The organism is Aeromicrobium sp. MLTX1 (assembly GCF_046452335.1).
Lineage (GTDB): Bacteria > Actinomycetota > Actinomycetes > Propionibacteriales > Nocardioidaceae > Aeromicrobium.
Genome location: NZ_JBKFDN010000003.1, coordinates 164,023 through 188,337, shown reverse-complemented (window position 1 = coordinate 188,337; position 24,315 = coordinate 164,023). Strand labels below are relative to the sequence as shown.

The window sequence follows — 24,315 nt, the reverse complement described above, 5'->3', positions numbered from 1 at the left end:
GCTGACCATCAAGTCTCGCACACTCAGCCCACCGCGGGCACACGGGACAGGAAGCGCTCGCGATCGACCACGATCCGGCGCACCTGTCCGCTGGCCACGAGCACCTCGTTCTGGTCGCGCGCGGCGACGTCGAAGATCACCAGGCGCCCGTCGCGCTGGGTGACCGAGGCGGTCGCGGTGATCGTGGCGCCCACGGCGCTCGCGGCCAGGTGCTGCACCTCCACGCGGGTGCCCACGCTGGTCTGCGAGGGGTCGAGGTCGAGCGCGGCGCACGTGGCGGCCTCGAGCCAGGCCAGCACGACCGGCGTGCCGAGGACCTCGAGGTCGCCGCTGCCCACCGCGCGGGCGGTGTGCTCGGGGCCGACGGTGTGCGTGACGGTGGCGTCAGTCATGGCGCCCACGCTACTCACCCGCGCGCCGACCAGGCGTGCCAGAGCGCGGCGTAGCGGCCGTCGTGCGCCACCAGCTCGTCGTGGGTGCCCTGCTCCACCACGACGCCGTCGTGCAGCACGAGGACGAGGTCGGCGTCGCGGGCCTGGGTGAGCCGGTGCGCGATCACGAGCGCGGAGCGGCCCTCGAGCACCCGGGCGGCCGCCCGCTCGAGGTCGCGCGCGCCCGACGACCCGGCCTCGGCGGTGGCCTCGTCGAGGACCACGAGGGTGGGGTCGGCCAGGTCGACGCGGGCGAGGGCGAGGTGCTGGGCCTGGTGGGCGGTGAGCGCGTGTCCGTGCGCGCCGACCACGGTGTCGAGGCCGGACGGCAGCGCGGCGACCCACTCGCGGGCGCTGCCGGCGTCGAGCGCCGACCAGAGCTCGTCGTCGGTCGCGTCAGGGCGCGCGAGCAGCAGGTTGTCGCGGACCGTGCCGGCGTACACGTGGACCTCCTGGGTCACCAGCGCGATGTGGCGGCGCGCCTGCGACTCGGCGACCTCGTGCACCTCCTGTCCACCGAGCAGCACGCGGCCACCGGTCGGGCGCAGGGCACCGGCCGCGATCGCCCCGAGGGTGGTCTTGCCGGCACCCGTCGCGCCGACGAGGGCCACGGTGCGCCCCTGCTCCACGCGCAGCGAGACCGGTGCGAGCACGAGGTGTCCCGCCTCGTAGGCGTGGTGCACGCCGGTGAGCTCGAGGGTCGCGTCGCGGGGCTCCAGCGTCGCGGGGTCGGGCGCGGGCAGGTCGGCGACGCCGACGAGACGGGTCAGGGCCGCGCCCGCCGCCTGCACGGTGTCGAACAGGAACAGCAGCGCGCCGATCGGGTTGAACAGCCGGTGGAAGAACAGGGCGGCGGCCGTCGCGTCGCCGACGGACCCGGCGCCGGAGCGCACGGTCCAGAAGCCCGCCGCCAGCACGGCCGCCAGCCCGACGAGCTCGGACAGGTTCATGCGGAAGCCGAAGCGCGTGAACATGACGAATACGCGCAGGGCCACGTCCACGGCGGCACCGGAGGTGCTCTCGATGCGATCGAGGGCGGGCTGCTCGCGGGCGAAGGCACGCAGCGTGGTCGCGCCCTGGACGCCCGTGACGAGGGCATCGGCCCGCTCGCCCTGCGCGCGGCGCTCCTCGCGGTACATCGGTCCCGAGCGCGGGAGGTACCAGCGGACGGCGCCCGCGTAGAACGGCGTCGCGGCCAGCCCGGCGACGCCGAGTCGCCAGTCCAGCGTGAACAGACCGCCGAGGGTGAAGCCCAGGGTGACGACGGACGAGAGGGTCGCCGGCACCGCCTCGTCGAGGGACTCGGTGACCTGACGGACGTCGTCGCCGACCCGCGACACGACGTCGCCGATGCCGGCCGCCTCGATCCGCTCGGTGTCGAGGTGCAGCGCCCGGTCGAGCACGTCCTCGCGCAGCCGGGCCAGCGACGGCGCGACCGCGCGGGCGAGCGCTGCGGTGGACAGGGCGGTCGCGACCGCTGCGACGGCACCGGCGACGAGGATCCACGTCACGGCGCGGACGACGTCGCCGCGATCGCCGCCGGACTCGGCGGCGTCGACGACCCGACCGATCATGAGGACGGGGACGACGCCCGCGGCACCCGCGACGAGGAACGCCCCGACCGTGACGGACAGCCAGCCGCCGCGGCCGCGCACGAGCGCCCACGACCGGCGCGCGGTGGCCCGTCCGGTCGCGACGGGGAGGAGCACGCGCTCGGCCGTCATCGCAGCACCTGCTCGCGGTAGCCGGCGTCGGCCAGCAGCGTCGTGTGCATGGCGACCGACACGACTCGGCCGTCGCGGACGACGGCGACGCGGTCGGCAGCCTGCAGCAACGCGGGACTGCTGGTCACCACGACGGTGCAGCGGCCGGGGCGTCGCCTCAGCCGGACGAGTCCCTCGGCGACGGTGTGCTCGGTGACGGCGTCGACCGCGCTCGTGGGGTCGTGCAGCACGAGCACCGGGCTGTCCAGCGCCAGCGCGCGGGCCAGCGCCAGCCGCTGGCGCTGGCCTCCGGAGAGCGTGCTGCCGTCGGCGCGGACGCGGCGGTCGAGCCCGTCCTCGTGCAGGGCGACGACGTCCTCGGCGGCGGAGGCCTCCAGCACGGCCGTCAGGGTCTCGGGCGGCAGCTTCGCCTCGGGATCGACGACCGATCGCAGCGTGCCCTCGGAGATCGTGGTGTGGTGCGGCGCCACCGTGAGGAGCGCGCGTCGGGCCGCCAGGTCGAGTCGCGTCACGTCGGCGCCGCCGACGGTGGCGCGGCCGCGGTCGACCGTGCGCTCGCCGGCGAGCACCGCCAGCAGTGCGTCGCCGACGGCGGGGTCGTCCACCGTGACGGCCAGGACCTCCCCGTCGTGGGTCGCGAGCGAGAGTGAGCGGAGGGGTCCGGCTGCGACGTCGTGGAGGACCACCGCCGTTGCCTGGTCGGGACGGGCGTCGCCGACCGAGACCAGCCGGGGCGTCTGGAGGAACCGGCTGATGCGGCCGGCGGCCGCGCGCGAGCTGGCGAACTGGGCACTGAGGTCGCCCAGGGCGTTGATCGGCTCGGCGAGGAACTGGGTGAGTCCGACGATCGCCACCAGCTCGCCCAGGGTGATCCGGCCCTCGATCGCGGCCGTGCCGGCGACCAGCGTGACGGCGGCCAGCAGGCTGGTGCTCAGGCCGGTGGTCAGACCGCCGAGCAGTCCCCAGGACCGGGCGAGGCCGATCGTCGCGTCCGCCGCCTCGCGGCTGCGGAGGCGGTAGCGCGCGAGGGCGGTGCGCTCGCCGCCGATGCCCTTGAGCGGGCGCAGGCCCTGGACGAGGTCGGCGGCGAGGCCGGTCGCGGCGGCGGTGCGCTCCTGCTGGGTCTCGGTCCGCCGGGCCACGAGGGGCGTGACCGCCTGCACGAGCACGAGCACGGCGGGGACGCCCACCAGTACCAGCAGGCCCACCAGGACGTCGACGACCATGAGATAGGTCGCGACCGCGACGATGCTGGTGAGCGATGCGACGGCGAAGCCGAGCTGCCGGAACACCATCGGCACGAGGGCCGCGTCGGAGGTGGCCAGCGCCTGCACCTCACCGGGCAGCAGGTCGGTGCGCGCACCCCGCGGATGCAGGACGTGCCCGGCGATCTCGAGCCGCAGCAGGTGGCCCTCGGTCTCGATGGCGCGGACGACGAACCGGCTGCCGAAGCGGTACGCGCTGGCGAGCACGAGGAACAGGACCACGAGGACGAGCAGCGACTCGACCAGCCGCCGGCCGTCACTCGTGGCGATGCCGTGGTCGACGACGAAGCCGATGACGACCGGCACGAGCGTCTCGCTCAGCTGCCAGCACAGGATGAGCGGATACCCGCAGGCGAGGAGTCTTCGGTGGCGCCGCAGCGCGCGGCGGATGAGCGCGGGTCCGGTGCGGGGCGCGGCAGCGTCCTCAGGCATGGCTGACCGGCAGGACCGTCGGCAGGCCGTCGACGGGGTCGGCGAACACGTGCGCCGAGAGGCCGAAGACCTCGTGCAGGAGCGCGGGCGTGACGACGTCGGCCGGGGCGCCCTCGGCGTGCACCCGACCATCTCGGACCACCACGAGGTGGTCGCTGTAGCGCGCCGCGAGGCTCAGGTCGTGCAGCACCATCACGACGGTGCGGCTCGTGGTGCGGCACAGGTCGACCACGAGGTCGAGGACCTCGACCGCGTGGGCCAGGTCGAGGTGCGTGGTCGGCTCGTCCATCAGCAGCAGGTCGGTCTGCTGGGCCAGGCTCATCGCGATCCACGCGCGCTGGCGCTGGCCGCCCGAGAGCTCGTCGAGCGCGCGGTCGGCCAGGTCGAGGACGCCCGTCGCGGCCATCGCGTCATCGATGATCTGGTCGTCGGCCGCTGACCACTGGCGGTACCAGGGCTGGTGCGGCTGGCGCCCGCGTGCCACGAGGTCGCGGACGACCAGGCCCTCCGGGGCGACGGGGTTCTGCGGGAGGATCGCGAGCCGCTGGGCGATCTGGCGCGGCCGCAGCGAGTCGAGGGGCTCTCCGCCCAGCTCCACCCGGCCCGCGGTGGGCGCCAGCAGCCGGCCCAGCGTCTTGACCAAGGTCGACTTCCCGCAGCCGTTGGGCCCGATGATCGACGTGATCAGCCCCGCGGGGACGTCGAGGTCGACGCCGCGGACGACGCTGCGGCCGCGGTACCCGGAGTGCAGCCCGGTGGCGCGGATCGCCGAGGTCGGGGGAGTGCTCGGGGCACGGACCGCGCTGGGTGCCGTGCGGGTGGTGGGACTAGACACTCGACCTCCGCAGGTGGGTGACGATCAGCAGGAGCAGGCAGGGAGCGCCGACGACCGAGGTGACGACCCCGACCGGGAGCGGGAACAGCAGGTGCTGGGCCACCAGGTCGGACAGCAGGAGCATGGCGGCGCCGACGAGGCCGGCGGCGAAGGGCGAGGGTCCCGCCGTGCGGAAGAGGCGCAGCGCGGCCTGGGGAGCGACGAAGGCCACGAAGCCGATCGGCCCGGCGACGGCGGTGACCACCGAGGCCGCCACGACCGCGACGCCCAGCGCCGCGAGCTCGGTGCGTCCGGTGCGCACGCCCAGCGAGGCGGCGACGTCGCGCCCGACCCGCAGACTCGCGACCGAGCGGCCGAGCGCCAGGCAGGCGACGGTTCCGGCCAGCACGACGGGGGCGACCAGCGCGAGGTCCTCGGCCTTCATGCCCGCGACCGAGCCGCTCAGCCACCGGGCGGCCACGGCGGCGCCGTCGGTGGTGGCGCGCGTCATCATCCAGCTGATCGCGGCCAGGGCGACCGCGTTCACGCCGAGGCCGACCAGCACCAGCCGCATGCCGTCGAAGCCGCCGCGCCAGGCCAGCGCCAGGATCAGCGCCGTCGTCAGCAGGCCACCGAGCAGGGCTGCGGGCGTGAGGATCGAGGTGGCCGAGGCGTCCGAGGGTCCCAGTCCGGTGTCCGGGCTGGTCACGAAGTAGACCGCGACCGCGCTCGCCCCCGCGGTGACGCCGAGGATGTCGGGGCTCGCGATGGGGTTGCGGGTGATGCTCTGGGTGAGCGCGCCCGACATCCCGAGCCCGAAGCCGACGAGCAGGGCGCCGACGGCGCGGACCAGCCGGCCCTCGACGATCACCAGCTGCTCGATGCGGGTGCCGGTGCCCAGGAGGGTCGCGGCGACGCGGTCGGCGCCGAACGCGAGGGTGCCGAGGAAGAGCGCCGCGACGGTCGCGGCCACCAGCACGCCGATCACGGCCAGGGACGTCACCCAGACGCGGCGGGGCAGCGCGAGGCCCACGGGACCGAGCGCGAGCGTGGTGCGCCGACGCGTGGGGACCGGCGGGCGTGCCGTGGTCGTGGCGCTCACAGCGAGACCATCCGGCGACGACGGGTCAGGGCGATGAGCACGGGCGCACCGATCGCGGACATCACGATGCCCGCCTGCAGCTCGCCGTGGAAGGCGACGACACGGCCGGCGGTGTCGGCCGCGAGCAGCAGGATCGCGCCGATGATCCCCGCGAACGGCACGAGGCGCCGGTAGTCGTGACCCGTGAGGACCCGGGCCGCGTGCGGGGCGACGAGTCCGAGGAAGCCGATCGGGCCGCACAGGGCGGTCACGGGCCCGGCGAGGAGCGCGATCGCGGTGATGCCGGCGATCCGGGTGCGCCGGACGTCGTGCCCCAGGCCCTGCGCGACGTCGTCGCCGAGGGCCAGCGCGTCGAGCGCGAAGCCGTTGACCGCGGCGAGCACGAGTCCCAGCGCCACGAGCGGCACGATGGCCCACAGCAGGCTGGTGTCGCGCCCGGCGACGGAGCCCACCTCCCAGTAGCGGGACGCGTCGAGCGACTCGCGGTCCAGCAGCTGCAGGGCGGTGGCCAGCGAGGCGAACAGCGACGACAGCGTCGTGCCGAGGATCGCGACCATCACGAGCGCACCGCCGCGCATCGAGCCCAGTCCGGTGACGAACACGAGGACCGACACGACGGCCGCGCCGATCAGCGCCGCGACCGTCTGGGCGGCGGGGGAGCTGGAGCCGGCGACGAATGCGAGCAGGGCGACGGCGAAGGCCGCGCCCGCGTTGACCCCGAACAGTCCCGGGTCGGCGAGCGGGTTGCGCGTGTGGCCCTGCATGAGCGCTCCGGCGACGCCGAGCGCCACACCGGCGAGCACGGCGACGAGGTTGCGCGGGAGCCGCTGGGAGGTGATGACGGTGGCGTCGTCGGAGTCGACGTCCGTGAGGATCGCGGCCATGACGTCGCCGAAGGGGATCGCGCGGCTGCCGAACGCGAGGCTCGCCAGGAAAGCCACCAGCAGCAGCGCCAGGAGGGCCGCGAGCACGAGCCAGGTCCGGTGGGACCGGCGAGGCGTCGAGGGGGGCGCGGTGACGACGAGCACGAAGGTCAGGCTAGCCTAACCTCCGCACGAGCCCACCACGACCCTTCCGGAGGTTCCATGAGCCAGTTCCGCCTCGTCCGCACCGTCGCCCTGGCGGCGGCCCTCTCGCTCGGACTCGCCGCGTGCGGCAGCACCGACGACACCGACCCGGCCGCCGCCGGCGGCGAGACGCGCACGATCACCGACACGTTCCTGGGCGACGTCGAGGACGTCCCCGTCAAGCCCGAGCGGGTCGTGGTCCTGTGGCGCACCGGCTCCGAGGTCGCCGACCTGGGGGTCACCCCGGTGGGCCAGCTCGACGGAGAGCTGCTGGAGGAGGAGCTGGGGACGGAGGCCTTCGCGAAGGTCGACGACGTCCCGACCGTCGGCACGTTCGAGGGCGTCGACGTCGAGAAGGTCATCGCGCTGAAGCCGGACCTCATCGTGGGCATGGACCACGGCGGTCTCGAGATCGACTACGAGCCCCTCCAGGAGGTCGCGCCGACCGTGATCTTCAAGATCGCCGAGCCGACCGACGTGTGGGCCAACTACCCGAAGGTCGCCGACGTGCTCGGCCTGTCGACCGACTTCGAGGAGCGCAACGACGAGCTCGACGCCCAGCTGGCGAAGGTCGCGGAGGACCACGCCGACACCCTCGCCGACCTCGGACAGGTCACGTCGGTCGGCAGCGAGTACGACGGCAGCTCGATCTGGGTCGACACCAGCAAGTCGCTCACCTACGAGCGCCTGGACAAGGCCGGCTTCACGTACAACCCGACCTACACGAACGATCCCGAGCGGTACGCCGAGGAGCTGACCCGCGAGAACCTGGCGAGCCTCGCCGACCAGTCGGCGCTGTTCTACGACGTCAACTACGACGGCAGCACCCTGTCCGGCGTCGACACGATCCTCGAGGAGGCCTCGTTCAAGCGGCTGCCCGCGGTGAAGGACGGCCACGCCTTCCCGCTGACCTCGGGCACGATCTACACGTTCGACGCCGCGCAGAAGCAGGTCGACGACCTGCGGGCCGCGCTCGAGACGCTCGAGAAGGCCCGCTGATGACCGAGACCGTCGAGGGCCCCCGCAGCTACTGGCCCGAGTTCGACATCAAGATCCGGCAGCTGTCGGTGCTGGGTCGCGCCTACGTCACCCCGCGGATGGTGCGGGTGACGCTGGGCGGTCCCCAGCTCGACGGGTTCGAGAGCCACGTGCCGCACGAGCACGTGAAGCTCGTCTTCCCCGACCCGGACACCGGCGTCACCCGGTACCCGACGCAGGACGGCGACCACCTCGACTGGCCGCGGCCGTTCCCGCCCACCCGCGACTACACGATCCGGCGGTACGACGCCGCGGCGCGCGAGATCGACATCGACTTCGTGGTGCACGCCGGCGGCCTGGCGTCCGAGTGGGCCCAGAACGCGCCCGTCGGGTCGACGATCTGGGTGGCGGGGCCGCGTCCCGACCTGGTGGTCCCGCCCGAGTTCGGGTTCCACGTCCTGCTCGGCGACGAGACCGCGCTGCCGGCGATCGCCCGTTGGATCGAGGAGCTGCCGCCGGGCACGCGGGGCGTCGCCGCCGTGGAGATCCACGGGGACGCCGAGCGCCAGGACGTGAAGGTGCCCGAGGGCGTCAGCCTGCACTGGCTCTCGCGCCAGGGCGCCCCGGCCGGCTCGACGTCGCTGCTCGGCGACTTCGCGGAGGCGATCGAGCTGCCCGAGGGCGAGCACGTCTACGTCTTCGCGCAGGGCGAGGCGGGCTGCATCAAGCCCGTCCGGCGGTGGGCGCGCGCCCACGGCTTCGTCAAGCACGACAGCGACATCGGCGGGTACTGGCGCCGTGGCAAGGACAGCGGCGTGCCCACGGCGCTGTCGGCGCGGATCGTCGGCGAGGCGAAGCACCGGCTCGACCACCTGCTCCGCCGGGAGCACACGCATTGAGACGCCCTCGGGGACGTGACAGGGCCGCCCGGGAGATCCCCGGGCGGCCCTGTCGCGTGGTGCGGCTCAGACGCCCATCGTGTTGCGCGGGTAGAGCGCGTTCACGTCGGTGGCGACGTTGACCAGGTACGGCACGCCCGAGGCGAAGGCACGGTCGAGCGCCGGGCCGATCTCCTTCGGGTCGGTCACGAACTCGCCGCCGCCACCGAGCGCCTGGACCACCTGGTCGTAACGCGTGTTCGGGGCGAGGTCGGCCGCGACGTCGTAGCCGTAGAGCATCTGCATCGGGGGCTTCTCGAGGCCCCAGGCGGAGTTGTTGCCCACCACCATGACGACCGGCAGGTTATGGCGCACCAGCGTGTCGACGTCGATGATCGACATGCCCGCGGCGCCGTCGCCCATCAGCAGGACGACCTGGCTGGAGGGCCGCGCGATCCGGGCCGCCATCGCCGCGCCCAGTCCGGCGCCGAGGCAGCCGTACGGGCCCGGGTCGAGCCAGCCGCCGGGCCGCTGCGGCTCGACGAACTTGCCCGCGAACGACACGAAGTCGCCGCCGTCGCCGATCACGACCGCGTCGTCGGCCAGCCGCGGCAGCAGCTCCCCGTAGATCCGCGCGGGGTGGATCGGGTCGGCCTCGGCGGTCAGCAGCGCCGCGTCGCGCTGGACGGCCGCCGCGACGACGTCCTGCAGCTCGCTCAGCCACGGCGACCAGTCGGGTCGGCTGGTGCCGGACTGGAGTCCCTGCAGGAGCGCGTCGAAGATCGTGGTGAGGTCACCGGCCGCCGACGCGCCGAGCGACGCGTGGGTCGAGACCTGGCCGGGGGAGTCGCCGATGTGGACCGTGACGGCGGGGTCGCCGCCCTCCTTGCCGCCGAACCGGCCGAAGCCGAGGCGGAAGTCCAGCGGGGTGCCGACGACCACGACGAGGTCGGCGGTGCCGAGCGCCTTCGAGCGCGCCTTCGTGACGAGGTTCGGGTGACCGCCGGGGACGATGCCGCGGCCCATGCCGTTGGCGATCGCGGGGATGCCGGACTCCTGCACGAAGCGCAGGGCGGCCTCCTCGGCGTGGTCGGACCACACGTCGCTGCCCAGGATCACGACCGGACGCCGGGACTCGGCGAGCAGGCGCACGACCGAGGCGACGGCGTCGGGGTCGGGCTCGATCCGCTCGGTCGAGGGGCCGCTGGACACGTGCGTGACCGGGCCGGAGTTGAAGAACTCGTCCATCGGGATGTCGACGAACGTGGGTCCGCGGTGCGACGAGCCGGCGAGGGTGAAAGCCTCGTCGACCACCGGCGCGATGTCGGCCAGGCTCTTGGCCGTCGTGGCGGACTTCGTGATGGTCTCGAAGATCGGCGGGTGGTCGAGCTCCTGCAGCGTGCCGGTGCCCCACGTCGACTGCGCGGCGCGGCCGCCGACGACCACGAGGGGAGCGCCGGAGAAGTAGGCCTGCGCCACCGGGCTCACGCCGTTCGTCACGCCGGGGCCGGCGGTCAGCACCGCCAGGCCGGGCGTGCGCGTGAGCTTGCCGATCGCCTCGGCGGCGAAGACCGCGGAGGGCTCGTGGCGCACGTCGATGATCGGCATCGGCTCGTCGGACTTCACGGCGGCGTCGTACATCGGGAAGATGTGGGCGCCCGAAAGGGTGAACATCGCCTCGGCTCCGTGGGCCCGCGCGACGTCGAGTGCGTGGTGGCCACCGTGCGGCCCGGTGGGCTCGGGGAACGCGGCGTCCTGCTGCTGGTCTTCGGTCATGTGACGCAGGTTACCCGCGAGTCGCTTCCAGCGGAGCCCTAGGCTCGGAACGTGCCCTCCTTCGAAGACATCGCCGACGCGCAGACCGCGCTGACCACGGCGCAGATCGACCGGCTCCAGCTGCTGGTCACCGACTGGCAGATCGTCGCCGACCTCTCGTTCAGCGACCTCGTGCTGTGGGTGGAGGACGCGGAGGAGAAGGGCATGTGGGCCGCGGCGCAGATTCGCCCGACGACGGGCCCGACCACGCTGCTGGAGGACGTCGTGGGCACCTTCGTCCCGCGCGACCTCAGTTCGGTCGGGGACGAGCAGCTGGTCGACGGCACCTCCATCACGCAGGCCGCCGTGCCGGTGCGGTGGGCGGGCCGCCGCATCGGCGTCATCGTCAAGCGCCGTCCCGTCACCGACCGTCGCACCGCGAGCGCGCTCGAGTCGGCGTACCAGCGCGCCAGCGACGAGCTCTTCGAGATGATCCAGCGTGGCGAGTTCCCGCTGCCGGGCGTGCCGTCGGAGCTGGCCGACTCGCTGCGCGTGGGCGACGGCTTCGTCCGCACCGACGCCGAGGGTCGCGTGCTGTACGCGAGCCCCAACGCGCTGTCGGCGTACCGGCGGCTCGGCTACGTGGGCGACCTCCAGGGCGCCGACCTCATCGACGTGACGACCCACCTCATCGGCAACGACGCCGACCGGCCCTTCGCCACCCTCTTCGGGGCCGGCGAGACCGAGGCCGAGATCGAGGCGACGGGCGCGTCGATGCTGCTGCGGATCATGCCGCTGCGCAGCGGGGGAGCGGCCACGGGCTCGCTCATCCTGCTGCGCGACGTGACCGAGCTGCGACTGCGCGAGCGCGAGCTGGTGTCGAAGGACGCCACGATCCGTGAGATCCACCACCGGGTGAAGAACAACCTCCAGACCGTCGCGGCACTGCTGCGGCTCCAGAGCCGGCGGATGGAGATCCCCGCGGCGCGCGAGGCGCTGCAGGAGGCCGAGCGACGGGTGGGCTCGATCGCGCTCGTGCACGAGACGCTGAGCCAGTCCTTCGACGAGTCGGTGGAGTTCGACGCGATCGCCGACACGCTGCTGCGCACCGTGCTGGACGTCGGCGGTGGCGTGGTGAAGGCCGAGCGGGTCGGCTCGTTCGGGCTGGTGCCCGCCGAGATCGCGACCCCGCTGGCGATGACGCTGACCGAGCTGGTGCAGAATGCTGCCGAGCACGCCTTCGGACCCGAGGGCGGGCGCGTGACACTGGCCGTCAACCGGATCCGCGGACGGATCCGGCTGAGGGTGAGTGACGACGGACGGGGGCTGCCGGACGACTTCGACCCGACGCTGAGCCTGGGGCTGTCGATCGTGTCCACGCTGGTGCGTGGCGAGCTGAAGGGCGACCTCGACTACGAGTCGATGCCGTCGGGCGGCACGACCGTGACGATCGCCTTCAGCCTCTGAGGACGATCAGGCGGTCTTGATGCGGGCGCGGGCGTTGCGGCGCTTGAGAGCGCGACGCTCGTCCTCGCTGAGGCCACCCCACACGCCGTGGTCCTGGCCCGACTCGAGGGCCCACTGCAGGCACTGGTCGCGAACATCGCACCGTCGGCACACCAGCTTGGCCTCCTCCACCTGGAGGATCGCCGGGCCCGTGTTGCCGATCGGGAAGAACAGTTCGGGATCTTCGTCCAGACAGGCCGAACGATGACGCCAATCCATGCGGATGACTCCTTAGGGCTGCTTACGTGGGGGGATCGAGTACGCCGCGGCGCACGCTCGACCAGTTTTGCAAGGTTCTGCGCACTCCACAACAGATGTACCCGGACTGATCCTGAGGGAAACGTCACATATTCGTAACGTGGAAAATGCTTGCATTCACGCCGCGTTAGCCTGAGCGCGTGCCTGTGTCCTCCCGCATCCCCCTCGGGATCGCCGCCGTCGTCGTCGCCCTCCAGGGCCTGGTCTTCGTCGCCCTGGCGGTGCTCGACCTGACCGGACTCGTCCCCGGACGCATCGCCGTGGGCTTGGGCATCGGGGTGCTCCTGCTGCTGCTCGGCGCCGGCCTCGTGGCCGCGGCCGTGGGCCTCGTGCGCGGCGCCCACGTCGCCCGCGGACCCGTGGTGGTCGCCCAGCTGATCGGCCTGGGGCTGGCGTGGTCCCTGCGCAACCCCGATGCGAACACCGGCGACAACCGCGCCGTCGGGATCGCGATCGCGGTCTCGGCGCTGGTCGTGCTCGGCTGCCTGGCCACCGGCCCGGCGCGGCGGGCGCTGGCCGACGACCACGGGGAATGACCCGTGTGGGAGACTGGACGGTGGGGCACACCCCGTCCTCACCCGCGGCACGACACCGCACCCGGCAGCCGGATCGGCGCCGCCCGCACCTGATCACCCCCTGCTGCGCGAGGAACCATGTCCACCCACATCGACCCGATCGACACCGACCTGCTCATGACGCTCACCGACGACGACGATCCCGTGTTCTCGCTGCACCGCGGCGGCAAGATGGAGGTCACGTCGACGGTACCCGTGGGGAACGCCGACGACCTGTCGCTGGCCTACACGCCCGGCGTCGCGAAGGTCTGCGAGGCGATCGCCGCCGACCCTGAGGTCGCGCACCAGTACACGTGGGTCGGCAACACCGTCGCGGTCATCACCGACGGCACCGCCGTCCTCGGCCTGGGCGACATCGGCCCGGCCGCCGCGATGCCCGTGATGGAGGGCAAGGCGATCCTGTTCAAGCAGTTCGGCGGCGTCGACGCCATGCCGATCGCGCTGGACACCACCGACACCGACGAGATCGTCGAGACGATCGTGCGCCTGGCGCCCACGTTCGGCGGCGTCAACCTCGAGGACATCTCGAGCCCGCGCTGCTTCGAGATCGAGCGCCGCCTCATCGAGCGCCTCGACATCCCCGTCTTCCACGACGACCAGCACGGCACGGCCGTGGTGGTGCTGGCGGGCCTCTACAACGCGCTGCGCCTCACCGACCGCGAGCCCGACGAGGTCAAGGTCGTCATCTCCGGCGCCGGCGCCGCGGGCGTGGCGATCACGAAGATCCTGCGCTCGGCCGGCGTGCGCAAGATCAGCGTCACCGACCGCGCCGGCGTCATCACGCCTGAGCGCGACGACCTCAACGAGGTCAAGCAGTGGCTGGCGCAGGAGACGTCGGGCTGGGCCCGGCCCGGCACCATCGCCGACGCTCTCGACGGCGCCGACGTCTACATCGGCGTCTCGGGCGGCACGGTCCCCGAGGAGGCCGTCGCGCGCATGGCCCCCGACGCGATCATCTTCGCGCTGGCGAACCCGAACCCCGAGGTGCACCCGGACGTCGCCCACCGGCACGCGCGGATCGTGGCGACCGGCCGCTCGGACTTCCCGAACCAGCTCAACAACGTGCTGGTCTTCCCGGGCATCTTCCGCGGCGCCCTCGACGTGCGGGCCACCGAGATCTCCGAGTCGATGAAGCTCTCGGCCGCGCGCGCGATCGCCGACCTCGTGGACGAGGACGAGCTGACCGAGACGCACATCATCCCGTCGCCGTTCGATCCGCGGGTCTCGCAGGCCGTGGCCCGCGCCGTGACGGACACCGCGCGCCGCGACGGCCTCGCGCGCCGCCCGTACTGATCACCCCCTCGCGGGCGGGCACGACGGGACCCGGTTAGGGTCGCAGCGGTAGTTGCCGTCCGACCCCAGGAGATCGCCCGTGTTCGCCGTGTACGCCGCCTCGATGGACAAGCAGAGCCCCCTGGACGGCCTGGTCGTGGGGGAGCGACCCGATCCGGTGGTCCCCGACGGCTGGACCACGGTCACGGTGAAGGCCGCGTCGATCAACCACCATGACGTGTGGAGCCTGCGCGGCGTCGGCCTGCGCGAGGAGTCGCTGCCGATGATCCTGGGCTGCGACGCCGCGGGCTTCGACGAGGACGGCAACGAGGTCATCGTGCACGCGGTCATCAGCGACCCGGACTGGATCGGCGACGAGACGCTCGACCCGCGGCGCTCGCTGCTGTCGGAGCGCCATCAGGGCACGTTCGCGGAGAAGGTCGCGGTCCCGCGGCGCAACGTGGTCCCGAAGCCCGAGGGGCTGTCGATGGCCGAGGCCGCGTGCCTGCCCACGGCCTGGCTCACGGCCTACCGCATGCTCTTCACGCAGGCGGACCTGCACCCCGGCGACTCCGTGCTCGTCCAGGGCGCGGGCGGCGGCGTGGCCACCGCGGCGATCACGCTGGCCCGGGCCGCGGGCTTCCGCGTGTTCGCCACCAGCCGCGACGAGGACAAGCGCCGTCGTGCCCTCGAGATCGGCGCTCATGAGGTCTTCGAGTCCGGTGCGCGGCTGCCCGTCAAGGTCGACGCAGTCATGGAGACCGTCGGCGCGGCCACGTGGTCGCACTCGGTCCGCGCGATGCGCCCCGGCGGCACGATCGTCATCTCCGGCGCCACGTCGGGCGACGCCCCCTCGCACGCCGAGCTGACCCGCATCTTCTTCCAGCAGATGCGCGTCCACGGCTCCACGATGGGCACCCGCGACGAGCTGCGCCGCCTCGCCGAGTTCATGGACGTCACGGGCACCAAGCCGCTCATCGACGCGGAGATCGCCATGGAGGACGCCGCGCACGGCCTCCAGCGCGTCATCGACGGCGACGTCTTCGGCAAGATCGTCCTGACCCGCTGAGCCCGCGCCGCCCGGCCAACGTCGAGTGGCGCAAGAAGGCCCGCCACTCGTCGAGTGGCGGGCCGTTCTGCGCCACTCGCGGGTGGCGGGGCGGTGCGGGGTCGTGCGGGTCGGGCTAGTCCTCGTCGTCGTCGAGGCGGGCCAGCCAGGTGGCGAGCCGCTCGACGGGCACCTCGAACTCGGGGTTCAGGTCGACGAAGATCGACAGCTGCTCGGCCAGCCAGGCGAAGGAGACCTCCTCCTCGCCGCGGCGGGCCGCCAGCTCCTCGATGCCCCGGTCGGTGAAGTACATCGACCGATCAGGCGAACGCGCGGTTCATCAGGTCCTTGAACTCGGTGACGTGCACCGAGTGCGAGCCCACCGACGGAGCCGAGGACTCCGGGCGGGTGACCTGCGTCATCGGCAGACCCAGCGCGTCGCGCAGGTACAGCGCGACGTGCGGCCACGGGCCCTGGTTCTCGGGCTCGTCCTGGACCCAGCGGATCTCACGGGCGTTGGGGTACCTCGCGAGCTCCTCCTTGATCTCCTCCAGCGGGCGCGGGTAGAGCTGCTCGAGGCGCACGATCGCCGTACGGGGGCTGTCGCCCTCGAGGCTCTTGCGCTCGGTCAGCAGGTCCCACGTCACCTTGCCGGAGCAGAGGATGACCTTCTCCACGCGCTCGGCGTCGACCGTGTCGTCGCCGATCACCGGGCGGAACGTGCCCGAGGTGAAGTCGTCGGGCTGGCTCGCCGCGAGCTTGTTGCGCAGCATCGACTTCGGGGTGAAGACGATGAGCGGACGGTGCTGCGACTGCAGGTTCTGACGACGGAGCAGGTGGAAGTACGACGCGGGCGTCGACGGCTGGGCGATCGTCATCTCGTCGTTCGCGGCGAGCGTCAGGAAGCGCTCGATGCGGCCCGACGAGTGGTCGGGACCCTGGCCCTCGTAGCCGTGCGGCAGGAGCAGGACGACGCCCGACTTCTGGCCCCACTTGGTCTCACCGGAGCTGATGTACTCGTCGATCACCGACTGGGCGCCGTTCACGAAGTCGCCGAACTGGGCCTCCCACATCGTGAGCGCCTCGGGACGGGCCACGGAGTAGCCGTACTCGAAGCCGAGCGCCGCGTACTCCGAGAGCAGCGAGTCGTAGATGTAGAACGACGCCTGCTCGTCGGCCACGTGCTGCAGCGGGGTCCACTCGGCCCCGTCCTTGCGGTCGATGATCGTGGCGAAGCGCGTGGTGAACGTGCCGCGGCGCGAGTCCTGGCCGACGAGGCGCACGGGGCGACCGTCGGCGAGCAGCGAGCCCATGGCGATGATCTCGCCGGTGCCCCAGTCGATCGGGCCGGCCGTGATCGAGGCCGCGCGGCGCTGCAGCTGGGGCAGCACCTTCGGGTGGACCGTGAAGCCGTCGGGCACGTTCGTGTAGGCGTCCGAGATGGCCTTGAGCGTGTCGGCGCTGATCGCGGTGACCAGCTCCTCGTCGTACGGCTTCTCCGGGTAGTCCGGGGTGCGCGTGTAGCCCGGGTCGTGCTGCGCCTGCTTGACCTTCGCCAGGTTCTGCTCGAGCAGCTTCTGGTAGTCCTTCAGCGCCTCCTCGGCCTCCTCGAGCGTGATGTCGCCTCGACCGACGAGAGCCTCGGTGTACAGCTTGCGCACCGACTTCTTCTTCTCGATCGTGTCGTACATCAGCGGCTGCGTGAAGCTCGGGTCGTCGCCCTCGTTGTGGCCGCGGCGGCGGTAGCAGACGAGGTCGATGACGACGTCCTTGTGGAACGCGCGGCGGTACTCGTAGGCCAGCTGCGCGGCGCGGATGCAGGCCTCGGGATCGTCGCCGTTCACGTGGAAGATCGGCGCCTGGACCATGCGCGCGACGTCGGTGCAGTAGGTCGACGAGCGCGACGAGGACGGGCTCGTGGTGAAGCCGACCTGGTTGTTCACGATGACGTGCACCGTGCCGCCGGTGCGGTAGCCCCGCAGCTGCGACAGGTTGAGCGTCTCGGCGACGACGCCCTGGCCGGCGAACGCCGCGTCGCCGTGGACGAGGACCGGCAGGACCGGGAACTCCTCGCCGCGGTTCAGCACGTCCTGCTTGGCGCGGGCGATGCCCTCGAGCACCGGGTCGACGACCTCGAGGTGCGACGGGTTGGCCGCGACCGAGACCTTGATCTTGTCGCCGCGGACCGAGGTGAACTCGCCGTCGACGCCCAGGTGGTACTTGACGTCGCCCGAGCCCTGGACGGTGCGCGGGTCGATGTTGCCCTCGAACTCGCGGAACACGTTGGCCGGGTCCTTGCCGGCGATGTTCACCAGCACGTTGAGGCGGCCGCGGTGGGCCATGCCGATGCAGACCTCCTCGAGGCCGTCGGCGGCGGCGCCCTCGCAGATCTCGTCGAGCAGCGGAACCATCGTCTCGCCGCCCTCGAGGCTGAAGCGCTTCTGGCCGACGAACTTGGTCTGCAAGAAGGTCTCGAAGGCCTCGGCCTGGTTGAGCTTCTGCAGGATGCGCAGCTGCTCGTCGCGGGGCTCCTTGACGTGCGGACGCTCGAGGCGCTCCTGGAACCAGCTGCGCTCCTCGGGCTCCTGGATGTGCATGTACTCCACGGCCATCGTGCGCACGTAGGAGTCGCGCAGGATGCCCAGGATCTCGCGCAGCTTCATGAAGCGCTTGCCCGAGGCCTTGCCGAAGGAGCCGACCGGGAACTCGCGGTCGAGGTCCCACAGGGTGAGGCCGTGCGACGCGATGTCGAGGTCGGGGTGGGTGCGCTGGCGGTACTCCAGCGGGTTCGTGTCGGCCATGAGGTGGCCGCGCACTCGGAACGAGTGGATCAGCTCGAGGACGCGCGCCTGACGGTCGACGTCGTCGTCGTGGCGGACCGAGATGTCCTGCGCCCAGCGGATCGGCTCGTAGGGGATCCGCAGCGACGTGAAGATCTCGTCGTAGAAGCCCTCGGCGCCCAGCAGCAGCTGGTGCACGCGACGCAGGAACTCGCCCGACTGGGCGCCCTGGATGACGCGGTGGTCGTACGTGGACGTCAGCGTCATCATCTTGGAGACGGCCATCTGGGCGAGCGTGTCCTCGGACGCGCCCTGGAACTCCGGCGGGTAGTCCATCGAGCCCACGCCGACGATGAGGCCCTGGCCTGCCATGAGGCGCGGCACCGAGTGGTTGGTGCCGATGCCGCCCGGGTTCGTCAGGCTGACGGTGGTGCCCTGGAAGTCGCTGACCTCGAGCTTGTTGTCGCGGGCCTTGCGCACGATGGTCTCGTAGCCGCGCCAGAACTGCGCGAAGTCCATCGTCTCGGCGGCCTTGATGTTCGGCACCATGAGCTGGCGCGAGCCGTCGGCCTTCTGCACGTCGATGGCCAGGCCGAAGTTCACGTGCTCGGGGTTGAGCTGGACCGGCTTGCCCTTCTCGTTGTACTCGAAGCCGGTGTTCATCTCGGGCATCGCCGCGACGGCCTTGACGACCGCGTAGCCGATGAGGTGCGTGAACGACACCTTGCCGCCGCGAGCGCGGGCGAGGTGGTTGTTGATGACGACGCGCTGGTCGAACAGCAGCTTGACCGGCACCGAGCGGACGCTGGTGGCGGTGGGAACCGCGAGGCTGGCGTCCATGTTGGTCGCCGTGCGCGCCGAGGCGCCCTTGAGCACGACCTTCTCGACCTCACCGGGACCCGTGGGGGTCTCGGCGGGCTTGTCCTGCGCGGCGGACCTGGCGGCGACGGGCTGCGCCTTCGTGGGCTGGGCCTTGGCGGCCGGCTTCGGCGAGGCCGGGGCGGCGGCCGGCGCCGGCGGGTTCTTCTCCTCGGCGGCACGCGCCGACGGAGCCTTCTGCGGCGTGGCCGGCTTCTCGGCCTGCTGCTGCGACGGCTCGATCGCCGGCTCGTCGGTCCGGGTCTCGGAGGACTCGGACTTCGGGGCGGGCTTCTCGGCCGTCTTCGACCCGGCCGACCTCTGCTCGGACGAGGCGGCGCCGTTGGCGCCGTAGCCGCCCTTGCGGAAGAAGTCGGCCCACTCGGCGTCGACCGAGGACGGGTCGGCGGTGAACTGGTCGTACATCTCTTCGACCAGCCACTCGTTGCTGCCGAAGTCGGGGTGGGGAGCGTCGGTCGCCGACGCGGTGGGGGAGGACTCGGCCACGGCCTGAATCGCCTCTTCCGGGGAAAATCGCTCGCGTGATCGCGCACGGATGGTGGACTCAAGACAGGGTAACGCGCTCGCCCACGGGGACGCAGGCAGGTCGCAGAACCCGTCGGTAACCTGGCGCCGGCACCCGGCGCGGGGCTCTAGAGCGTCTCGAGGGTGGCGTCGAGACCCATGTCGTCGACGCCGTCGAGCGCCTTGCTCACGGGGCAGGTCTCCTTGGCCTCCTCGGCGACCTGCTGGAACTCCGCGTCGTCGATGTTCTCGGCCTCGGCGCGCACGGTGAGGTTGATGCGGGTGATGCGGAACCCGCCGTCGGGATCGGGGCCCAGCGTGACGTCGGCCGACGTCTCCACGGCGTTGACCGTGGCGCCCGCGCGACCCAGCAGCGCGGTCAGCTGCATCGTGTAGCAGGCCGAGTGGGCCGCCGCGATGAGCTCCTCGGGGTTGGTGGCGCCGCCGCCGTCGTCGGACGAGCGCTTGGGGAACGACATCTCGAAGGTGCCCAGGCCGGACGACGTCAGCTCGACCTGGCCGGATCCGTCCTCGAAGCCGCCGTCCCAGGCGGTGCGTGCGGTGCGAGTGGGCATGAGGGCCTCCTGTGGCTCGGGATTGGTGCTCACGTGGTGGTTCCCTCTCGACGCTAACGACCTTTCGGCGGGTCTGCACGGCGCGTCCGTGGACACGGCCTGCGCGGGCTCCTAGGTTCGAGCCGTGGAGGTCACCGAGGTTGCCGACGGGATCTGGTTCGCCCGCACCGAGTACGTCAACTGGATCGTCCTGGTGGAGGGAGACCGCGCCGCGCTCGTGGACTGCGGCTACCCCGGCCAGGCCGGCCTCGTCGAGGAGTCCGTGCGGCGCGCGGGCGCCACGATGGAGCAGGTCGAGGCCCTCGTCGTGACCCACAACCACGTCGACCACACCGGGTCCATGCCGGCCCTGGCAGCCCGCGGCGTGCGCGTGCTGGCGGGGGCCGACGAGGTGCCGATGCTGCGTGGCGAGCGGATCGAGAGCGCCACCACCACCGACGTCCTGCTGCGCGCCTGGCGCCCGCGCGTGCTGCGGTGGGCGCTCGGCATCGCACGGCTGGGCGCGTCGGGCCATCCGCGCGTCGAAACGGTCGAGGCCGTCGTGCCGGGGCAGCCGCTCGACATCCCGCGCTCCCCGGTGCCGGTGTCGCTGCCCGGGCACACCTCGGGACACATCGCCCTGCACTTCCCGGCGCAGCGCGCCGTCGCCACCGGCGACGCGCTCGTCACGGGGCACTCGCTGAGCCCGGTCGAGGGGCCGCAGGCCATCGACGCGTTCTTCCACCACGACACGGCGCGGCTGCGGGCCACGCTGCCCGACCTCGCGCTGCTCGACGCCGACCTCGTCCTGCCGGGTCACGGTCCCGCGGCCCACGTCCCGATCGCCCGCGCGGTCGGCCAGGCGCTGAGTGCCTGATGGAGACGATCGACGAGTACGTCGTCCGTACCCTGCCCGACCTGCTGCCCGACGCCGAGGCCGCCCGCGACGTCGACGTGGTGGCCCTGCGCCAGCTGTTCGCGGCGCAGGTGCAGAGCCGCCACCTCGACTTCGCGGCCCGCTGGCTGCAGGGGCGCGGCGAGGGGCACTACACGATCGGCTCCGCCGGCCACGAGAGCAACGCGGCGCTGGGCCTGCTGTCCGAGGTGAGCGACCCGGCGCTGCTGCACTACCGGTCCGGCGGCCTGTACGCCGCACGGTCGGCGAGGGCGGGGCGCGACGACGGGGTGCGGGCGATCCTGCAGAGCCTCACCAGCGCGCGCAGCGACCCGATGTCGGGTGGACGGCACAAGGTGTTCGGGCACCCGGCGCTGAGCATCGTTCCGCAGACCTCCACGATCAGCTCGCACCTGCCGCGCGCGGTGGGGCTGGGCCTCGGTCTGGGCTTCGCGCGACGCCTCGGACGGCACACCGCCTGGCCCGAGGACGCGGTCGTGCTGTGCAGCTTCGGGGACGCCTCGGTCAACCACTCCACGGCGGTCGGCGCGCTCAACGCGGCCGCCTACCTGACCCACCGTGGGCTCGCGTGCCCCGTGCTGTTCGTGTGCGAGGACAACCGGATCGGCATCAGCACGGCGTCGCCCGAGGGCTGGCCCGGCGCGATGCTCGAGGGCCTGCCGGGGATCGAGTACCGCGCGGCCGACGGCGACGACCCCGTCGGCCTGCTGCGTCAGACGCAGGACGCGCTCGACGCCGTCCGCTCCAGCCGCCGGCCCGGGGTGCTGCACCTCAGCACCGTGCGGTTCCAGGGCCACGCGGGCTCCGACGCCGAGGTCGCCTACCGCACGCGCAGGCGGATCGAGGCCGACTACGACCAGGACCCGCTCGTCGCCACGACCCGCGCCCTCGTGGACGCCAGGGCGATGACCGGCGCCGAGGCACTCGAGGCCTACGAGAGCACGCGCCGCAGCGTCATGGCCCAGGCCGAGGAGATCATCGGCGAGCCGCGACTCGACTCGCGGGCAGCCGTCGTCGCGCCGCTCGCGCTGCCGCGGTTCGAGTCGGTGCCGGAGCGCGAGGTCGAGGGCTCCCGGCGCACGCTGGCGCAGGCGATCAACGCGACGCTCGGCGAGCTGCTCGAGGACCACCCCGAGACGCTGCTGTTCGGCGAGGACGTGGCGGTCAAGGGCGGCGTCTACGGCGTCACCCGCGGGCTGCGCAAGCGGTTCGGCGGGCAGCGGGTCTTCGACACGCTCCTCGACGAGCAGACGATCCTGGGCACGGCGCTGGGCACCGCGCTCGCGGGCTTCGTGCCGATCCCCGAGATCCAGTACCTGGCCTACCTGCACAACGCGGAGGACCAGCTGCGCGGCGAGGCCGCCTCGCTCGCGTTCTTCTCGGCGGGGCAGTACCGCAACGGCATGGTGGTGCGGATCGCCGGGCTGGCGTACCAGCGGGGCTTCGGTGGTCACTTCCACAACGACAACTCGGTCGCCGTGCTGCGCGACATCCCGGGCCTGGTGCTGGCGGTGCCGAGCCATCCCGCCGACGCGCCCGGCCTGCTGCGCGCCTGTCATCGGCTGGCGCGCGAGGGTCGGGTCTGCGTCTACCTCGAGCCCATCGCCCGCTACCACTCGCGCGACCTCCACGAGGACGGCGACGGGCTGTGGACCGCGCCGCCGTCCGAAGACGCGGTGATCGCCCCGGGCGAGCTCGGCGTGCACGGCGACGGGCGCGACCTCGTCATGCTGACCTTCGGCAACGGCACGTTCATGAGCCGGCGTGCCGCCGAGGTGCTGCGCGGTCGAGGGGTCGAGGCCACCGTCGTCGACCTGCGCTGGCTCGCGCCGCTGCCCGAGGAGCAGATCGTCGACGCGTGCCGCGGCTTCGACCGCGTGCTCGTGGTGGACGAGACGCGTCACTCCGGCGGGGTGGGGGAGGGCGTCGTCAGCACCCTCGTCGCGGCCCGCCACCCGGGTCGCATCGACCGCGTCGCGAGCGCCGACAGCTTCATCCCCCTCGGACCCGCCTCCGACCAGGTCCTGCTGGGCGAGGACGAGATCGTCCGCGCCGCCCTCGGCCTGATGGCCTGACGCCCCCCGCCGGCCGGTGACGGTTTCCCCGGTTACGTGGGTTTCCTGTCACTTCCCGGGGGTTGCGATCCCCGGGAAGTGAGGGCGAACCCACGTAACCGGGGAATCGGCGGTCCCGTGCGCGGGTGCGCGGAGCCCGACAGGATGGTCGCGTGAGCGTGTACCTGGCGTGGACGGAACGGGAGCCCGAGGACCTCGAAGGGCCGTGGGTGGAGGCGCGCGAGGTCGCGCCGGGGCTGCTGCTGGTCGAGAGCTCCGAGACGCTGTCGGTCGTCTACCACGCGATCAAGTGGTCGCTGCCCGACGACGCGGCGCTCATCGTGACGCCGGTCGACCGCAGGCCGAAGCTGCGCGGCCTGGAGCCCGGCACGACGACGTGGCTGCGCGAGCGCACCAGCCCCGCCGGGAGCTGACCGTCAGTCGCCGAGGTCGAGGTCCTTGAACCAGGACTCGGTGACGTAGTCGGTCTCCCAGCCCAGCGAGCGGTACAGCTCGTCGGCCTTGGTGGGCGAGTCCGCGTCGACCTCGAGGGAGACGCGGTCGCGACCGTTGCGGGCGGCGTCGGCGATCACCGTGGCGAGCAGCGACTTGGCCACGCCGCGACCCCGAGCGGCACGCGTGACGCCGATGTACTCCACGTAGGTGCCCTGCGTGCCACCCTCGGGCGCCGCGCTCGACGAGCACACGACCGTGCCGGCCGGCACGTGGTGACCCCCGTCGGTGTCCACGTACGCGAGCCACCAGTGGTCCCAGCTGTGCGCGGGATCCTCGCGCATGCGCTGGACGAACTCCGAGAAGCTCTCGCGGTACGAGTTGAAGTGGTCCTGGAACGAGGTCTCGAGCATCTGGTGGACCACCTGCAGGTCGGCGGCCACCGGCATTCCGTTCTCGTGCCGCTCGACCGGCCGCACGGTGACGCCGGCGCGGGGCTCGAGCGCGGCCTCGTCGGCCGTGACGGGCCGCTCCATGTGCAGCCACGTGCGCCGCTTGGCGTAGCCGGCGTCGGTGAGCCAGCCCGCCTGGCGTGTGTCGCCGGCGAACGGGCTCTCGTCGAGCCGCGTGGCGCTGATCCCGCGGAAGCGCGCCATCGTCACGGCGGCGGACTCGGCCCAGCGGTAGAACGCCGCGGCGATCGCGTCGATCTCGGGCACGTCGCGGTCGAAGTAGCCCCAGATGAGGGCACGGCCGGCGGCGCGGTCGTGCACCGTGATCCAGGCGCGGGGGACGTCGTCCTCGCCCACGGCCACGAGCTGGCGCCGGGTCCACGAGGCCTGGCCGGCGACCTCGGACTCGATGCCCGCCGGATCGACGTGTGCCTCACCGGTGCCCTGCAGCTCGTCGAGCCGTCTGAGGGCCACGAGGGCGTCGATGTCGGAGTACCCGGGAACCCGGGCACGCCACGGGCTCGGGAGGGTCGGCAGGTCGTCGTGGGTCGCGCTCGTGGTGTCGGGCATCGGGTCCATTGTGGTGGAAGCGACTCCGGGCGTCGCCCCCACGGGGGA

The 24,315-nt window shown here is 72.6% G+C and carries 21 protein-coding genes; 9 read left to right on the top strand and 12 right to left on the bottom strand.

All coding sequences use genetic code 11. The features are described from left to right. Positions 1-23 precede the first annotated feature (23 nt). Genes ACK99Q_RS16370 through ACK99Q_RS16345 form a run of 6 tightly spaced genes read right to left on the bottom strand, consistent with a single transcriptional unit; the run spans position 24 to position 6,796 of the window. Positions 24-392: a thioesterase family protein gene (locus ACK99Q_RS16370; RefSeq protein WP_410187168.1), complete on the bottom strand. Its 369-nt coding sequence runs from the start codon at positions 390-392 to the stop codon at positions 24-26. A gap of 14 nt (positions 393-406) precedes the next feature. Then, entirely contained in the window at positions 407-2,155 is a 1,749-nt protein-coding gene (locus ACK99Q_RS16365) for an ABC transporter ATP-binding protein (protein WP_410187167.1), read from the bottom strand. Then, positions 2,152-3,852, bottom strand: coding sequence for an ABC transporter transmembrane domain-containing protein (locus ACK99Q_RS16360; RefSeq protein WP_410187166.1), 1,701 nt, complete (start codon positions 3,850-3,852; stop codon positions 2,152-2,154). Before ACK99Q_RS16360 ends, ACK99Q_RS16365 begins: the two co-directional genes overlap by 4 nt. Then, positions 3,845-4,687, bottom strand: a complete 843-nt coding sequence (locus ACK99Q_RS16355; RefSeq protein WP_410187165.1) for an ABC transporter ATP-binding protein — start codon at positions 4,685-4,687, stop codon at positions 3,845-3,847. The genes ACK99Q_RS16360 and ACK99Q_RS16355 overlap by 8 nt, the downstream gene beginning before the upstream one ends. Further along, on the bottom strand, positions 4,680-5,768 hold the full coding sequence (locus tag ACK99Q_RS16350; RefSeq protein WP_410187164.1) for a FecCD family ABC transporter permease: 1,089 nt from the start codon (positions 5,766-5,768) through the stop codon (positions 4,680-4,682). The genes ACK99Q_RS16355 and ACK99Q_RS16350 overlap by 8 nt, the downstream gene beginning before the upstream one ends. Next, positions 5,765-6,796, bottom strand: a complete 1,032-nt coding sequence (locus ACK99Q_RS16345) for a FecCD family ABC transporter permease (protein ID WP_410187163.1) — start codon at positions 6,794-6,796, stop codon at positions 5,765-5,767. Before ACK99Q_RS16345 ends, ACK99Q_RS16350 begins: the two co-directional genes overlap by 4 nt. Positions 6,797-6,853: 57 nt before the next feature. Between ACK99Q_RS16345 and ACK99Q_RS16340 the strand changes: the two genes are divergently transcribed. After that, positions 6,854-7,834: an ABC transporter substrate-binding protein gene (locus ACK99Q_RS16340; RefSeq protein WP_410187162.1), complete on the top strand. Its 981-nt coding sequence runs from the start codon at positions 6,854-6,856 to the stop codon at positions 7,832-7,834. Next, on the top strand, positions 7,834-8,712 hold the full coding sequence (locus tag ACK99Q_RS16335; protein ID WP_410187161.1) for a siderophore-interacting protein: 879 nt from the start codon (positions 7,834-7,836) through the stop codon (positions 8,710-8,712). The genes ACK99Q_RS16340 and ACK99Q_RS16335 overlap by 1 nt, the downstream gene beginning before the upstream one ends. Positions 8,713-8,778: 66 nt before the next feature. Here ACK99Q_RS16335 and ACK99Q_RS16330 read toward each other — a convergent pair whose 3' ends face one another. Continuing rightward, positions 8,779-10,467, bottom strand: coding sequence for an acetolactate synthase (locus ACK99Q_RS16330; protein ID WP_410187160.1), 1,689 nt, complete (start codon positions 10,465-10,467; stop codon positions 8,779-8,781). 51 nt (positions 10,468-10,518) lie between these two features. On the opposite strand from ACK99Q_RS16330, the gene ACK99Q_RS16325 reads away from it, so the two are divergent. Next, positions 10,519-11,913: a sensor histidine kinase gene (locus tag ACK99Q_RS16325; protein WP_410187159.1), complete on the top strand. Its 1,395-nt coding sequence runs from the start codon at positions 10,519-10,521 to the stop codon at positions 11,911-11,913. A 6-nt stretch (positions 11,914-11,919) separates the two neighbouring features. Here ACK99Q_RS16325 and ACK99Q_RS16320 read toward each other — a convergent pair whose 3' ends face one another. Continuing rightward, positions 11,920-12,171 (bottom strand): WhiB family transcriptional regulator, encoded by a 252-nt coding sequence (locus tag ACK99Q_RS16320; protein WP_179425600.1) that lies wholly within the window; start codon positions 12,169-12,171, stop codon positions 11,920-11,922. 179 nt (positions 12,172-12,350) lie between these two features. Here ACK99Q_RS16320 and ACK99Q_RS16315 point away from each other — a divergent pair, with 179 nt between their 5' ends. The 3 genes from ACK99Q_RS16315 (at position 12,351) to ACK99Q_RS16305 (ending at position 15,126) form a co-directional block, all read left to right on the top strand. Beyond that, positions 12,351-12,746 (top strand): hypothetical protein, encoded by a 396-nt coding sequence (locus tag ACK99Q_RS16315; protein WP_410187158.1) that lies wholly within the window; start codon positions 12,351-12,353, stop codon positions 12,744-12,746. 117 nt (positions 12,747-12,863) lie between these two features. After that, positions 12,864-14,078 carry an NADP-dependent malic enzyme gene (locus ACK99Q_RS16310; RefSeq protein ID WP_179425597.1) on the top strand — a complete coding sequence of 405 codons (1,215 nt, stop codon included), beginning with the start codon at positions 12,864-12,866 and terminating at the stop codon, positions 14,076-14,078. Between the two features lie 79 nt (positions 14,079-14,157). Continuing rightward, entirely contained in the window at positions 14,158-15,126 is a 969-nt protein-coding gene (locus ACK99Q_RS16305) for a zinc-binding dehydrogenase (protein ID WP_410187157.1), read from the top strand. A 115-nt stretch (positions 15,127-15,241) separates the two neighbouring features. Here the strand turns inward: ACK99Q_RS16305 and ACK99Q_RS16300 are convergent, their stop codons facing one another. The 3 genes from ACK99Q_RS16300 to ACK99Q_RS16290 form a co-directional block, all read right to left on the bottom strand. Continuing rightward, positions 15,242-15,418, bottom strand: a complete 177-nt coding sequence (locus ACK99Q_RS16300; protein ID WP_179425593.1) for a DUF6104 family protein — start codon at positions 15,416-15,418, stop codon at positions 15,242-15,244. A 7-nt stretch (positions 15,419-15,425) separates the two neighbouring features. Then, complete coding sequence (locus ACK99Q_RS16295) at positions 15,426-19,250, bottom strand: multifunctional oxoglutarate decarboxylase/oxoglutarate dehydrogenase thiamine pyrophosphate-binding subunit/dihydrolipoyllysine-residue succinyltransferase subunit (protein ID WP_410187156.1); 3,825 nt, start codon at positions 19,248-19,250, stop codon at positions 15,426-15,428. A gap of 146 nt (positions 19,251-19,396) precedes the next feature. Then, complete coding sequence (locus ACK99Q_RS16290; RefSeq protein ID WP_410187155.1) at positions 19,397-19,843, bottom strand: OsmC family peroxiredoxin; 447 nt, start codon at positions 19,841-19,843, stop codon at positions 19,397-19,399. A gap of 124 nt (positions 19,844-19,967) precedes the next feature. On the opposite strand from ACK99Q_RS16290, the gene ACK99Q_RS16285 reads away from it, so the two are divergent. The 3 genes from ACK99Q_RS16285 (at position 19,968) to ACK99Q_RS16275 (ending at position 23,226) form a co-directional block, all read left to right on the top strand. Further along, positions 19,968-20,699 carry an MBL fold metallo-hydrolase gene (locus ACK99Q_RS16285; protein ID WP_410187154.1) on the top strand — a complete coding sequence of 244 codons (732 nt, stop codon included), beginning with the start codon at positions 19,968-19,970 and terminating at the stop codon, positions 20,697-20,699. Continuing rightward, entirely contained in the window at positions 20,699-22,813 is a 2,115-nt protein-coding gene (locus tag ACK99Q_RS16280; RefSeq protein WP_410187153.1) for a thiamine pyrophosphate-dependent enzyme, read from the top strand. The genes ACK99Q_RS16285 and ACK99Q_RS16280 overlap by 1 nt, the downstream gene beginning before the upstream one ends. Positions 22,814-22,965: 152 nt before the next feature. Beyond that, positions 22,966-23,226 carry a hypothetical protein gene (locus tag ACK99Q_RS16275; RefSeq protein ID WP_410187152.1) on the top strand — a complete coding sequence of 87 codons (261 nt, stop codon included), beginning with the start codon at positions 22,966-22,968 and terminating at the stop codon, positions 23,224-23,226. A 3-nt stretch (positions 23,227-23,229) separates the two neighbouring features. Here ACK99Q_RS16275 and ACK99Q_RS16270 read toward each other — a convergent pair whose 3' ends face one another. Then, positions 23,230-24,267: a GNAT family N-acetyltransferase gene (locus ACK99Q_RS16270; protein ID WP_410187151.1), complete on the bottom strand. Its 1,038-nt coding sequence runs from the start codon at positions 24,265-24,267 to the stop codon at positions 23,230-23,232. Between the last annotated feature and the right edge of the window lie 48 nt (positions 24,268-24,315).